Source organism: uncultured Sphingomonas sp. (genome assembly GCF_964237335.1).
GTDB lineage: Bacteria > Pseudomonadota > Alphaproteobacteria > Sphingomonadales > Sphingomonadaceae > Sphingomonas.
This window is the reverse complement of record NZ_CAXSHM010000001.1, coordinates 59,503-72,846: the sequence shown is the minus strand read 5'-3', so window position 1 is coordinate 72,846 and position 13,344 is coordinate 59,503. Positions and strand designations below refer to the sequence as shown.

Here is a 13,344-nt window from a genome sequence, read left to right as displayed (position 1 = left end):
CATGCAAACCTGAGCGCTGCTTTTTCCCATCGCTGCTTCCCAACGCTTCTCGCGCCGAGCCCGCTGGCGTCGCCGCGAAAGTGCGTTTTGGTGTTACCTACTGTTACCTACTTTTGCGCCGGGCGGTGCGCGGAGCCATGGGTGCCCGCTACGCCGCCTCGCTGAACTGCAGCGCCGCCAGTCGCGCATACAGCCCGCCTTCCGCGATCAGCGCGGCGTGGGTGCCCTGTTCGACGATCCGGCCCTCGTCCATCACCACGATCCGCCCCGCCGCGCGCACCGTCGCCAGGCGGTGGGCGATCACCAGCGTGGTGCGGTGCGCCATCAGCCGTTCCAGCGCCTGTTGCACCAGTTGCTCGGACCCAGCGTCGAGCGCGCTCGTCGCCTCGTCGAGCAGCAGCACCGGCGCGTCGCGGAGCAGCGCGCGAGCGATCGCGACCCGCTGGCGCTGCCCGCCCGACAGGCGCGCGCCCGCTTCGCCGAGATAAGTGTCGAGGCCTTGCGGTAACTGGCGCAGGAACTCGGCCGCGTTCGCCGCCTCCGCCGCCGCCCAGACCTCTGCGTCGTCCGCGTCCCAGCGGCCGTAGCGCAGGTTGTCGCGCGCGGAGGCGGCGAAGATCACCGTATCCTGCGGCACCATCGCGATGCGGCCGCGGATCGCCGCCGGATCGGCCTGCGGCAGGGCGACGCCGTCGAGCCGTATGGTGCCTGCCTGCGGGTCGTAGAAGCGCTGGATGAGCTGGAACAGCGTCGACTTGCCCGCGCCCGAAGGCCCGACGATCGCCACCGTCTCGCCGGGCGCGATCGAGAGGCTGAAGTCGTGCAGCGCCGGCATGTCGGGCCGGGTCGGGTAACGGAACGCGACATGCTCGAACGCGACCGCGCCAAGCGGATGGCCGGGTGCGGCCTGCGGCAGCGCGACCGGATGGACAGGCGCGGCGATACCGGGCGCCTCCACCAGCAACTCGTGCAGCCGCTCGGCGGCGCCCGCGGCGCGTAGCAGGTCGCCATAGACCTCGGTCAGCGCCCCGAACGCGCCGGTGACGAGCCCGGCGGTGAAGATGAACGCGGTCAGCGACCCGCCCGACAGGCGCCCGGCCGCGACGTCCGAGATCGTGCTCCACAACAATAGCGTCACCGCGCCGAACAGCAGCATGATGACGAGCGCGGTCATCAGCGCGCGGATCAGGATCCGCTGCTTGGCCGCCGCGAACCCGCGATCCACCGCGTCGGCGAAGCGCCGCGCCTCGCGCTGTTCCTGACCGAACGCCTGGACGATCTTCATCGCGCCGAGCACCTCGACGACCATCGCGCCGATGTCGGCGATCCGGTCCTGGCTGGTGCGCGAATAGCCGCGCACACGGCGGCCGAGCAGCGCGATCGGCAGGATCACGATCGGGATCGCGACGATCAGCGATCCGGCGATCTTGGGCGCGAGCACGAACAGCGAGATGATGCCGCCGATGCCGGTCAACGTGTTGCGGAGCGCGATCGAGATCGTGCTACCCACCGCCGTCTCGATCTGCGCGGTGTCGGAGGTCAGGCGGCTGGCGATCTCGGACGGGCGGTTCTCCTCGAACCAGCCGGGCGACAGGCGCAGCAGGTTCGCCTGCACCGCCGCGCGGATGTCCGCGACCGTCCGCTCGCCGAGCCACGACACGCAATAGAAACGCACGGCCGTCGCGACCGCCAGCAGGATGACGAGGCCGAACAGCCCGTAGAAGACGCGGTCGATATGCGCCATGTCGGCGCCGTTGCCAAAGCCCTTGTCGATCACCGACTTGAAGCGCCACGGGATGAACAGCGTCGTTCCCGACGTGACGAGCAGCGCGAGCAGCGACGCCGCGATCTGCCCCGGATAGTGTGCGGCGAAGCGCCAGATCATCTTCAGGCTGCCGAGCCGGCGGGTGGGGGCGACGACGGGGGCGGGCTCTGGCATGCGGGTCCCGGTAGCAGCGGCGGTTGCTGCGCTCAACAGCGGGCTCGTCCGCGCGGCATGCCGTTGCTGCGATGCAGCATTGCCTGCCGGCCGATTTGCTTTACGAACCGGTCAATCTATTTCGTCCATGGACGGTGCCATGCTTTACGATGCCCATGAATATCAGCGCTCGATGCTCGCCAGTGCCGGCGCGATGGCCAGCTGGAGCGCGGGGCTGCTGCGCAACCCCTTGAACCCGTTCGGCTATTTCGGCGGCGGGCCCGTGATGAGCTCCGCGCTGGAGGTGTTCGCCCACGCCGCCGCGCCGCGCGGCAAGCCCGCGTTCGGGATCGACCATGTCGCGATCGACGGACGGGACGTCGCGGTCCACGAGGAGGTCGTGCTGCGGCTGCCGTTCGGGCAGCTCAAGCGGTTCCGCCGCGAGGGGATCGAGGGTGGCCCCAAGCTCCTGATCGTCGCGCCGATGTCCGGCCATTTCGCCACGCTGCTGCGCGGCACCGTCGAGCGGATGATCCAGAGCGCGGACGTCTACGTCACCGACTGGCGCGACGCGCGATGCGTACCGCTGACGGAAGGGTCGTTCGACCTCGACGACTATGTCGATTACCTGATCCGCTTCTGCGAGACGATCGGCCAAGATGGCGGACAGGACGGCGAGCCCCGTCCGCATGTCCTGGCGGTATGCCAGCCGTCGGTGCCCTGCTACGCCGCCGCCGCGCTGATGAGCGCGGACGCGCATCCCAACCGCCCGCGCACGCTGACGATGATGGGCGGCCCGGTTGATACGCGCGAGGCACCGACCGCGGTCAACACGCTCGCCACCAAACGCCCGCATTCGTGGTTCGAGCAGAACGTGATCGCGACGGTGCCGGCGAGCTATCCGGGGGCGGGTCGGCGCGTCTATCCTGGGTTCCTGCAGCTTGCAGGGTTCATGACGATGAACCTCGGCAACCATCTCGACAGCCATTATGGTATGTTCAAGCATCTGGTGGCTGGCGATGGCGAGGGCGCGGGCGCGACGCAGGCCTTTTACGACGAGTATCGCTCAGTCTGCGACATGACGGCGGAGTTCTACCTTCAAACGATCGACGTCGTGTTCCAGAGCCACGCGCTGCCACGCGGCGAGATGACGCATCGCGGCCGGCCGGTCGATCCGGCGGCGATCACCGACATCGGCCTGCTGGCAATCGAGGGTGAGCGGGATGATATCTCCGGCCTGGGCCAGACGAAGGCGGCGCTGACGCTGGCGACGGCGCTACCGGAAGAGAAGAAGCTGTATCACCTCGCCGAGGGCGTGGGCCATTACGGCATCTTCAACGGATCGAAATGGCGCGATCGGATTGCGCCGGTGGTCGAGGGTTGGATTGCCGCCAACGTTGGCTGAGCCTTGAGGCGACAATGTCTGCAAACTAAAAGAGCCCCGCCGGTCGTCCGGCGAGGCTCTTTTCCGTTGGAAGCCTGGATCAGGCGACCGAGTTGACCACCGCGTGGCTGCTCGATTCCTGCGGCTTGATCGTGCCGCCCAACAGCATCTTGAGCCGCCCGGACAGCGACACATCGGTCTCCCAGAGCTCGGCGGAGCGTATGTCGAAACGGTTGAGGCGCGCGTCGGTCTTGCCGTTGGGAAACCACGACTCGACCCGGTTGTCCCACAATTTGTCGAACGTCGCGCGATCGGTCTCCTCGCTGATCGTGCCGGCGAGGCAGGCGAAGAAGTCGTGCCCCTTGCCGACGAACTGCGCCATCGCCTCGCCACCCTTTGCGATGCGATTGCCCGGGGCGGAGAAGACGAACAGCGTGTTGGGCTGATCGTCGTCGGTCTTGACGTTCATCGGCTCCGAATGGTTGCCATCCATCAGCCCGATCATGACGAAGGGGCTGGACTTCAGCTTCTCGAGGAACTTGGCGGCCACTTCCTGCGGCGTATCCTTGTCGGCCATGATCGTCTCCTGTGATCGGTTCGGCTGGAGAACGACCGCCGGGGAGGTTGGTTGCGAGCGCTTTCGTTGGCCGCAGACATGCGCCGTTGCCTCCATTCCCGAGGTGTTGTGCAGTTAGGACGGGCAGCGCACAACAAGGGTGGCAGCGATGGTGCTGCCGACGCAGAAAGGTAAGTCTATGACATTTGCCGATCTGTGCCTGTTCCTGAGCGTCGTTATCGCGTTCGCGACCTTGGTCGTGAAGGTGATCGAGGTAGCTCGCAAAGGATAGGTACACGGGCGGGGTCCGGGCTGACACTCGGACCCCAAACGATTGAGCCCCGGCCGCTGACACGACCGGGGCTCGCAGAGAGGCGCCTATGACGTCGCCGCGCGATTACATAGCTTATCGCCCGTTATCGTTCAACTCACAGCACCTCGAACAGCCCGGCCGCGCCCATGCCGCCGCCGATGCACATCGTGACGACGACATGCTTCGCGCCGCGACGCTTGCCCTCGATCAGCGCATGGCCGGTCATGCGCGCGCCGCTCATGCCATAGGGATGGCCGATCGCGATCGCGCCGCCGCTGACGTTCAGCCGCTCCTCGGGGATGCCGAGCTTGTCCTGGCAATACAGCACCTGCACCGCGAACGCCTCGTTCAATTCCCAAAGGCCGATGTCGTGCATCTTCAGCCCGAACCGCTCCAGCAGCTTGGGGATCGCGAAGACGGGCCCGATGCCCATCTCGTCGGGCTTCGTGCCTGCCACCGCCATGCCGATGTAGCGGCCGAGCGGGTTGAGGCCGCGCTTCTCCGCCAGTTTCTCCTCCATCAGCACCGACGCCGACGCGCCGTCCGACAGCTGCGACGCGTTGCCCGCCGTCACGATCGCGTCCGGTCCCATCACCGGCTGCAGCTTCTGCAGGCCCTCCAGCGTCGTGTCAGCGCGGTTGCCCTCGTCCTTCGACAGAGTGACTTGCGTGTGGGAAACCTCCTTGGTCTCCTTGTTCACGATCGCCATCGTCGCCGTCACCGGCACGATCTCGGCGTCGAAGCGCCCGGCCGCCTGCGCCTCGGCGGTCAGCCGCTGCGAGCGCAGGCCGTATTCGTCGCACCGATCCCGCCCGATGCCGTAACGCTTGCCGACCACCTCGGCGGTCTGCAGCATCGGCATGTAGATGTCCGCATGCAGCGCCAGCAGCTCGGAATCGGGCGCGACGCGCATCTGCGGGGTCTGGACAAGGCTGATGCTCTCGACGCCGCCGCCGATGGTCACGTCCATGCGATCCTCGGTGATCTGCTTGGCCGCGGTCGCGATCGCCATCAGGCCGGACGCGCACTGCCGGTCGAGCGACATGCCCGCGACGGTAGTCGGCAGGCCGGCGCGCAGAGCTGCGTTGCGCGCGATGTTGCCGGCCTGATGCCCCTGCTGGAGCGCGGCGCCAAACACGACGTCGTCCACGTCCGCGCCGTCGATCCCGGCACGCTCGACGGCGGCCCTGATCGCATGGCTCGCCAGCGTGGGCGAGGGCAGGTTGTTGAACGCACCGCGATAGGCGCGGCCGATCGGGGTGCGGGCGGTGGAGACGATGACGGCGGATCGCATGGGAGATGCTCCTGAAAGGTAAGGGAAGATCGAGGTGCCGGGTTTCAGGTGAAGACCTGGCCGATCCACTCGGCGACCAGTGCGGGCTTGGCCTGCCCCTCGATCTCGACGGTGAAGCTGGTGGTCTGCTGATACTGGCCTGGCCGCTTCTCCTCGAAGGCGGCGAGCACGAAGCGGCCGCGTACGCGGGAACCCGAGCGGACCGGGGTGACGAAGCGCACCTGGTTGCCGCCATAGTTGACGCCCATGCGCGCGCCCGCCAGCCGCGGCGCGTCCGGCACCTTGGCGGACAGTAGGGGCATCAGCGAAAGCGTCAGGAACCCGTGCGCGACGGTGCCGCCGAACGGCGTCTGCGCCGCGCGGACCGGGTCGACATGGATGAACTGGTGGTCGCCCGTCGCCTGCGCGAACTGGTCGATCATCGCCTGGCTGACCTCGACCCAGTCGCTCACGCTCTCGGTGCCGATGCGGGTCTTCATCTCGGCAGGCGTTAGCTCCGGCACCGTTCCACTCCCTCGCGCATTGGCGCACCATGCGTCGCGCGTCCTCTAGCCGCGCCCGCTCGTCGATCGCAAGTCAAACCGAACCGGAACCTCTAACATGGCCACTGCCCACGTCTCCGCTGCCCGTGCCGACATGCGCCGGCTGCACCGCGCCGCCGAACCCGATGTTCTAAGACCGCTGCTGGCCCGCGCCGCGACGACGCCCGACTCGCGCGAGCGGACGATGGGGACGGCGCTCGGCCTGCTCGCGGACCTGCGCGCGGCGCAGAACAAGGGGTGGGTGAACCGATTCCTGCAGGAGTACCGCCTCAACTCGTCGGAGGGCGTGGCGCTGCTCAGCCTCGCCGAGGCGTTCCTGCGCGTTCCCGATCCGGAGACGGCGGACCTGCTGATCGCCGACAAGCTGGGCGAGGCGGATTGGCGCGCGCATGCCGGGCGATCGTCGTCGCTGCTGGTCAACTCGGCCACCTGGGGCCTGGTGGTGGGCCGCGCGCTGGTGGGGGACGGGGGCGGTACGCTGCGGCGTCTGATCGGCCGCGCGGGCGAGCCGTTCGTGCGCCAGGCGGTCGGGGCGGCGATGAAGACGATGGGCGAGATCTTCGTGATGGGCCGTACCGTCGACGAGGCGATGGCCCGGATGCGCCGCACCGAGCACAAGGGCTTCACCGCCAGCTTCGACATGCTGGGCGAGGCGGCACGGACGAGCGAGGATGCCGCGCGGTATTTGGACGCCTATCGCGGTGCGATCCGCCAGATCGGTGCGATGGCGCACGAGGGGCATTCGGTGTCGATCAAGCTGTCGGCGCTCCACCCGCGCTACGAGGTCGGGCAATACGACCGTTGCGTGCCCGAGCTGACCGCGATCCTGCTCGAGCTCGCCATCATGGCGCAGGATGCGGGTATCCACCTGACCGTCGACGCCGAGGAGTCGGAGCGGCTGGAGATGAGCCTCGACATCATAGAGGCCGTGGCGCGCCAGCCTCGTTTTCGCGGCTGGGACGGGTTCGGCATGGCGGTGCAGGCGTACTCGAAGCGCGCACGGCCGGTGATCGCCTGGGCCGACGCGCTGGCGGGCGAGTGCGCGCAGCGGTGGAACGTCCGGCTGGTCAAGGGCGCCTATTGGGACAGCGAGATCAAGCGCACGCAGGTCGAGGGCATACCGGATTATCCGCTATTCACGCGCAAGGCGGCGACGGACGTGAGCTATCTGGCGGTCGCGCGCGACATGCTGGATGCGGCGAACATTCGGCCGGCGTTCGCCAGCCACAATGCGCTGACCGTCGCCACCATCGCCGAATGGGCGGGGAACCGACGCGATTTCGAGTTCCAGCGGCTGCACGGCATGGGCGACGGTCTGTACGAGCGGCTGGTCCGCGAGCACGGCTACCACACGCGCGTCTATGCGCCGGTGGGCGGGCACCGCGACCTGCTCGCCTATCTGGTCCGGCGGCTGCTGGAGAACGGAGCGAACTCCTCGTTCGTCCACCAGCTCGCCGACGAGCGATTGTCCGAGGCGGAAATCCTCGCCGACCCGGTCGCGAAGATCGCAGGCGTGGGCGGGGCGCGGCATCCGAGCATCCCGTTGCCGGTGGATCTGTTCAAGGCGGGTGATGGGCATCGCAACTCGGCGGGGTTGGACCTGGCGGATCGCGAGGTGCTGGCGGGGGTGGCGAGCGCGGTGTCCTCTTCCCGTCACCCCGGGCTCGACCCGGGGTCCCGCTTTCCGGGAGCGCACGAGGAAGAAGCGGGACCGCGGCTCAAGGCCGGGGCGACGGATAAGAATGATGGGGCGGAGGATGTAAGCCCGGCCATCACCCGCGCCCACGCCGCCTTTTCCGCTTGGTCCCGCACCCCGGTCGATCAGCGCGCCGCCTGTCTCGACCGTCTCGCCGACCTGCTGGAGCGCGATCGCGAGCACCTCATGGCGATCTGCGTGCAGGAGGCGTTCAAGACCATCCCGGACGCGCTCGGCGAAGTGCGCGAGGCGGCGGACTTCTGCCGCTATTACGCCCAGCAGGCGCGCCGGGCGCTGAACCCGGTCGAGCTGCCCGGCCCGACCGGCGAGCGCAATGTCCTGCGGCTGGAAGGTCGCGGCGTCTGGGCGACGATCGCGCCGTGGAACTTCCCGTTGGCGATCTTCCTCGGGCAGACGGTCGCCGCATTGGTGACGGGCAATACGGTGGTCGCCAAGCCCGCACCGCAGACGCCGCGCATCGCCGCCGCGGCGGTCGCGCTGGCGCACGAGGCTCGCGTGCCGGCCGACGCGCTGGTGCTGGTAACGGGCGGTCCGGACGTGGGTGCGGCGCTGACGGGCGATGCACGGATCGCGGGCGTCGCCTTCACCGGTTCGACGCCCACCGCCCGCCGCATCGCGCGCAGCCTGCTGGAGGACGACACGTGCCCGCTCGTCCCGCTGATCGCCGAGACGGGCGGGATCAACGCGATGATCGTCGATTCCACCGCGCTGCCCGAACAGGTGGTCGCGGACGTGGTGACGAGCGCTTACCGCTCGGCAGGCCAGCGCTGTTCGGCGCTGCGGCTGCTGCTGGTGCAGGAGGAGGTGGCGGACGGGCTGCTCCACATGCTGGCGGGCGCGATGGACGAACTGGTGCTTGGCGACCCCGCCGATCCCGCGACCGACATCGGCCCGGTGATCGATCGGGCGGCGTACGACCGGCTGATGGCCTATCGCGAGCGGGTGCGCGATCGGACGGTCAAGACTGTGCCGGTGCCCGATGCCGAGGCCGGGGGCGGCCTGTTCGTGCCGCCGACGCTGGTGCGGCTCGACCGGATCGAGGAGCTGACCGCCGAGTGGTTCGGCCCGGTCCTCCACGTCGCGACTTGGCCGGCGGGGCAGCTCGCCGAGACGATCGCGCGGGTGAACGCCAAGGGCTTCGGCCTGACGATGGGCCTCCACAGCCGCATCGCGCGCGCCGCCGAGCTGGTGGAGGCGGACGCGCGGGTGGGCAATCTGTACGTCAACCGCTCGATGATCGGCGCGGTGGTGGGCAGCCAGCCGTTCGGGGGCGAGGGGCTGTCGGGCACCGGGCCGAAGGCGGGCGGGCCGCATTACCTGCCGCGCTTCTGCGTCGAGCGCGCGATGTCGGTGGACACGACCAGCGCCGGCGGCAACGCGACGCTGCTGAGCCTGGACGAGGGCGGGATTTAGGGTGCTGAATCGGCCACCGTGATGTCCGCGAACCTCGTCACCCCAGCGCACGCTGGGGTCTCTTCGTGGCGGCGCGTGGCCGTTCCAACTACGAGATCCCAGCGTTCGCCGGGATGACGAACAGGGTAAACTTAGTCCGGACTGCTCGCCAGCCAGATCAAATGCACCGGTCCCTTGCCGTTCTGGCGCGCGCGGACCTTGCGTTCGTCGACCGCGAACCCCGCCTGCGCGAGCCGCCGCGCGAAGGCGGCGTCCTGGCCGGCGGACCAGATCGCGAGCACGCCGCCCGGTGCCAGCGCCGCGCGGGCGCCGGCGAGCCCGCGCGCCGAGTAGAGGCTGTTGTTCGCCGCTCGCGTCAGCCCGTCGGGGCCGTTGTCGACGTCGAGCAGGATCGCGTCGTACCTGCCCGCGGCTGACGCGATCGACGCGCCGACATCCTCGATCCGCAACTCGACGCGCGGATCGTCGAGGCAGCCGGCCGTCATCGCCGCCATCGGCCCGCGTGCCCAGTCGACGATGCCCGGCACCAGCTCCGCGATGACCACCCGCGCCTCCGCGCCGACCGCCGCCAGCACGGCGCGCAGCGTGAAGCCCATGCCATAGCCGCCGATCAGCACGCGCGGCGCGGGGGCGGTCAGGCGCTCGCAGGCGAGCGTCGCCAGCGCCTCCTCCGATCCGCTCATCCGGCTGCTCATCAGCTCGTTGCGGTCGAGCACGATCATGAAATCATCGCCGCGCCGGAACAGCCGCAGCGGCTCGCCGCCCGGCACCTCGGCGAGGCCGATCAATTCGCGCGGCGTCATGCAGGTGGGGCGGGGGAGGGGATCATGCCCCCCGCGTACCGTGCGGGGGCGCCGCAGACCATGCCAAACGAAAGGGCGCCCGCTCCCTTGGAAGCGAACGCCCTGACTAGGCTGTATCGAAAGACCGGCCTTTAGAAGTCGACCCGTGCGCCCATGCGGAAGTAACGGCCGATGAAGCCCTGGCCGGCCCAGGCCGGGTTGAACTGGTACAGGCTGTACCCGGCGCTGGGATCGTACGGCGCCTTGACGTCGAGGATGTTGAGGACGTTCAGGTACAGCGTGAACTTCTCCTGCACCTTGACGCTGGCGGTCATGTCGACGTCGATGAAGTGCTTCGTCTTGCAGCTGATCGGGGTCGTTGAGTCCGCATAGGTGATGACCGAGACGCCGAGGCTGTCGGCGCAATCGTAGCGAATGCCGCCGAAATCGGTCGACTCAAGCTCATAGCCGCTCGTGTAGTTGACCGTCACCGACAACGTCGCCTTGTTGTTGAAGTCCAGCGTGTTCTGCCAGTTGCCGCGCCACTTGGGACTGCCCGAGCAGGAGGTGATGTTGCAGGGGCTGAGCGTACCGTCATAGCGCTGGACGCCGGTGCTCAGATTCTCGGCAAGGTACATGAGATAGGTGGCGCTCAGATTGCTCGTCAGCCGTACGCCGGCGAACAGCGGCGTACGCGCATTGATGCTGAAGTCCATGCCATGCGTGTTGAGCGAGTTGGCGTTGGTGTAGACGCTGGTGACGTTGCCGAGCAGCGGCAGGGAGCCCGGGAAGGCGGTGTCCGGAAGCCCTGCCGTCGTCGTGCAACCCGGCGTATTGGTGACGCCGTTGTTGGCGTAATATTGCGTGATCGCTCCCGAGCAGTCCGGGGTGGTGATCAGGTCCTTGATTTTGATATGATAGTAATCGACCGTCGCCGTGATGAAGCGGGTCGGCTCCAACACGATACCCAGCGTGTACTGGTCGGACTTCTCCGGCCGCACCGACGGGTTGCCGATCGAGGTCAGGCCATAGCTGTACGACTGCTTGGAATAAGCGTCGTTGCCATGCGCCGCGAGGAAGGCCGCGCCGCCCGGTGTCGAGTTTGTGATCTGGCTGTTCACATATCCCGTGGTCGGGAGTCCGAACGCCTCGTTGAAACTCGGGATCGCGAAGCCCTTCGAGTAGGTGCCCCGCAGCTTGATCTGGCTGATCGGCTTGATCTGCGCCTCGAACTTGGGCGAGAAGTTGCTCTGGCCCGTCGAGTAATGATCGTAGCGACCCGATGCCTTCAGATCGAGCTGGGTGATGATCGGCGCGTCGACCTCGAAGTAACCGGATTCGACGTTGCGCTTGCCCTGCACGCCGACGGCATTGATGCCGTAGTAACGGTCATAGGGGTCCGCCTCGTTCGGCGCATTGGCGCTGGGGTTGGTAATCGATTCGTGACGGAACGCGCCGCCGACCGCGACCTGCAGGTCGCCGCCCGGAAGCGTGAAGAACGAATGCGCCAGCGATGCCTGGACGAGGCTGAGGCCCGAGACGGAGTTGTTCACTTGAACCGGTGCGAGATAGTTGCGTTCGGCTTGTGAATTGAGTGACGGGTTGACGAAATTATACGAACCGTCGGCGATCACGTCGAGAAGATGCTGCGCAAAGATATAGTTGTTGCTCTCGTACCGCAGGAAGGCGTTCGAGTGCGTCGCGTCGACGGTGTAGTGCCAGCTGTCGTTAGCACCGAAGGAGCCATTGACGCCCGCGGTGTAGCGGAACGTCTGCGTCAGCGTGTCGTCCTCGGTCGGCAGATCGTAAGTACCCAAAATACGCGCGGTCTCACCCAGCGCCGCGAACGGGTTCTGCGGGTTGAGCGTGCCGTTGGCGCCGGTGCAGGCGGCCGTCGTGCCGCGCGGGCAGACATAGACCGGCAGCAGCAGCGGGCTGAGCGTCACCTGCGTGCCGCCCGCCGCCGTCTGGCCCGCGAAGGACTCGGGCGTCAGCGGGTTGATCGTGCGCGTCTGATAGAAGTTGAACATCGCGTATGCCTGAGCGTGGCTGCCCAGGTTCACGGTCAGATGCGCATTGCCACCGATACGCTGGAGGTAACCGCTATACTCATAATATTGATTAACATTATCCTGCTGACAGACTGTCGCGGGTGCGCTCGGCCTGTTTAGGTTAGCTGCTGTAGCGGTCGAGGCGAGCTGCGCTGCGTTTAGGTTCACCGACGGCAGGTTTTGACACCCGAGCGACGGGTTCAGGTTTTGATATGCCGACCCAGGGACTGCCGCCGTGCCGGCCGCGTTATACGGTCGCACGAAATTGACACCCGTTGTCGCGAAGCCGCCGTAGGTGCCGTCGGCCTGGATGCCGTTGGCGACGCCGTTGTTGGCGCAGGTGCGGCTGCCGTCTATGACGCTGGTGCCGCAGATGCTGCTTTGGTCGGACGTGCCGTACGGGAAGCCGCGGGCATTCAGGTACAGCGGATCGTTCTGCTGATACTCGCCATTGACGTAGAAGTTGAAGCCCTGCTCCGCGAGCTTTCCGTACCCGTACGTCGCGTCCGCGCGCCGCTCGCCATAGTCGCCGCGCTCGGAGATGGCGCCCGACGCATTGGCATGGAAACCGGTGATTTCCTTCTTGATGATGACGTTGACCACGCCCGCGACCGCGTCGGCGCCATAGGTCGACGAGGCGCCGTCCTGGAGCACTTCGATCCGGTCGACGATCGAGTCCGGGATGGTGTTGATATCGACGAAGTTGCGGTAGCCGTCATCGGCCAGCGGGTAGGGAGCGGAGCGCAGGCCGTCGAACACCGTCAGCGTACGCCCGTCGGTCAGGCCGCGCAGTGATGGCGCGCTGGCACCCTTGGGGAAGCCGAACTGCGACCAGTTGCTGTTGAGCGTGCCGCCATTATTGGCCGCCAGCGACTGGATCGCGTCCGCCACCGTGTTGATGCCGCGATTGGCGAGGTCCGCCGACGACAGGACGGTGACCGGCGACGCCGTGGCGCCCGAGGCATTGCGGAACAGCGTGCCGGTGACGATGACATCGTTGTTCCCGGTCGTGGTGTCGACCGCGGCGGGCTGGGCCTGCGGCACCGGATCGGCCGTCTCGCCGCTGATGGGGGTCCGCTGGTTGGTCTGCGGACCCGTCGTGTCCGACGCGCTGGCGGGCGCCGCGCTGCTCACCTGCGCCATCGCCGGCGTGGCGCCGGCCAGCAGCAGCATCGGCACGACGATGCTGGATCCAAGCCGCGATACCGTGCTGAGGGCAGTCGCGCCGGCAAACCGCTGGATGTGCATGACCCTAATTCCCTGCTTGTAATGGCGATGTCGCGCCCCTGATCCTGTGCCGAAGGCTTGTACAGCACAGCTTACCTACCCGGCGTCTATTCGGAAGTTTTGTAACATTATTGCAACAACTTATTA

The 13,344-nt window shown here is 67.5% G+C and carries 8 protein-coding genes; 2 read left to right on the top strand and 6 right to left on the bottom strand.

The genetic code is table 11. The features are described from left to right. Positions 1 to 148: 148 nt before the first annotated feature. Positions 149 to 1,939, bottom strand: coding sequence for an ABC transporter transmembrane domain-containing protein (locus ACFE65_RS00310; RefSeq protein ID WP_375380328.1), 1,791 nt, complete (start codon positions 1,937 to 1,939; stop codon positions 149 to 151). Positions 1,940 to 2,078: 139 nt separating this feature from the next. On the opposite strand from ACFE65_RS00310, the gene ACFE65_RS00305 reads away from it, so the two are divergent. Next, the gene (locus ACFE65_RS00305; RefSeq protein ID WP_375380327.1) at positions 2,079 to 3,323 is read left to right on the top strand and encodes a polyhydroxyalkanoate depolymerase; all 1,245 of its coding nucleotides are present in this window, start codon (positions 2,079 to 2,081) and stop codon (positions 3,321 to 3,323) included. Between the two features lie 79 nt (positions 3,324 to 3,402). Here the strand turns inward: ACFE65_RS00305 and ACFE65_RS00300 are convergent, their stop codons facing one another. The 3 genes from ACFE65_RS00300 to ACFE65_RS00290 all read right to left on the bottom strand — a co-directional run bounded on the left by ACFE65_RS00300 (position 3,403) and on the right by ACFE65_RS00290 (position 5,944). Further along, on the bottom strand, positions 3,403 to 3,879 hold the full coding sequence (locus ACFE65_RS00300) for a pyridoxamine 5'-phosphate oxidase family protein (protein ID WP_375380326.1): 477 nt from the start codon (positions 3,877 to 3,879) through the stop codon (positions 3,403 to 3,405). Positions 3,880 to 4,286: 407 nt separating this feature from the next. Further along, the gene (locus ACFE65_RS00295) at positions 4,287 to 5,465 is read right to left on the bottom strand and encodes an acetyl-CoA C-acyltransferase (RefSeq protein ID WP_375380325.1); all 1,179 of its coding nucleotides are present in this window, start codon (positions 5,463 to 5,465) and stop codon (positions 4,287 to 4,289) included. Between the two features lie 44 nt (positions 5,466 to 5,509). Continuing rightward, the gene (locus ACFE65_RS00290) at positions 5,510 to 5,944 is read right to left on the bottom strand and encodes a MaoC family dehydratase (protein WP_375380528.1); all 435 of its coding nucleotides are present in this window, start codon (positions 5,942 to 5,944) and stop codon (positions 5,510 to 5,512) included. 121 nt (positions 5,945 to 6,065) lie between these two features. Here ACFE65_RS00290 and putA point away from each other — a divergent pair, with 121 nt between their 5' ends. Further along, positions 6,066 to 9,137, top strand: a complete 3,072-nt coding sequence (gene putA, locus ACFE65_RS00285; RefSeq protein WP_375380324.1) for a bifunctional proline dehydrogenase/L-glutamate gamma-semialdehyde dehydrogenase PutA — start codon at positions 6,066 to 6,068, stop codon at positions 9,135 to 9,137. Between the two features lie 131 nt (positions 9,138 to 9,268). On the opposite strand, the gene ACFE65_RS00280 is transcribed toward putA, so the two are convergent. Continuing rightward, positions 9,269 to 9,940, bottom strand: coding sequence for a spermidine synthase (locus ACFE65_RS00280; protein WP_375380323.1), 672 nt, complete (start codon positions 9,938 to 9,940; stop codon positions 9,269 to 9,271). Between the two features lie 131 nt (positions 9,941 to 10,071). Then, positions 10,072 to 13,218 (bottom strand): TonB-dependent receptor plug domain-containing protein, encoded by a 3,147-nt coding sequence (locus ACFE65_RS00275; RefSeq protein WP_375380322.1) that lies wholly within the window; start codon positions 13,216 to 13,218, stop codon positions 10,072 to 10,074. Between the last annotated feature and the right edge of the window lie 126 nt (positions 13,219 to 13,344).

Bases quoted from the DNA above. Each gene is read 5' to 3' on its own strand.
- ACFE65_RS00310 (WP_375380328.1), bottom strand. From the start codon at position 1,939: ATGCCAGAGCCCGCCCCCGTCGTCGCCCCCACCCGCCGGCTCGGCAGC.
- ACFE65_RS00305 (WP_375380327.1), top strand. From the start codon at position 2,079: ATGCTTTACGATGCCCATGAATATCAGCGCTCGATGCTCGCCAGTGCC.
- ACFE65_RS00300 (WP_375380326.1), bottom strand. From the start codon at position 3,879: ATGGCCGACAAGGATACGCCGCAGGAAGTGGCCGCCAAGTTCCTCGAG.
- ACFE65_RS00295 (WP_375380325.1), bottom strand. From the start codon at position 5,465: ATGCGATCCGCCGTCATCGTCTCCACCGCCCGCACCCCGATCGGCCGC.
- ACFE65_RS00290 (WP_375380528.1), bottom strand. From the start codon at position 5,944: ATGAAGACCCGCATCGGCACCGAGAGCGTGAGCGACTGGGTCGAGGTC.
- putA (WP_375380324.1), top strand. From the start codon at position 6,066: ATGGCCACTGCCCACGTCTCCGCTGCCCGTGCCGACATGCGCCGGCTG.
- ACFE65_RS00280 (WP_375380323.1), bottom strand. From the start codon at position 9,940: ATGACGCCGCGCGAATTGATCGGCCTCGCCGAGGTGCCGGGCGGCGAG.
- ACFE65_RS00275 (WP_375380322.1), bottom strand. From the start codon at position 13,218: ATGCACATCCAGCGGTTTGCCGGCGCGACTGCCCTCAGCACGGTATCG.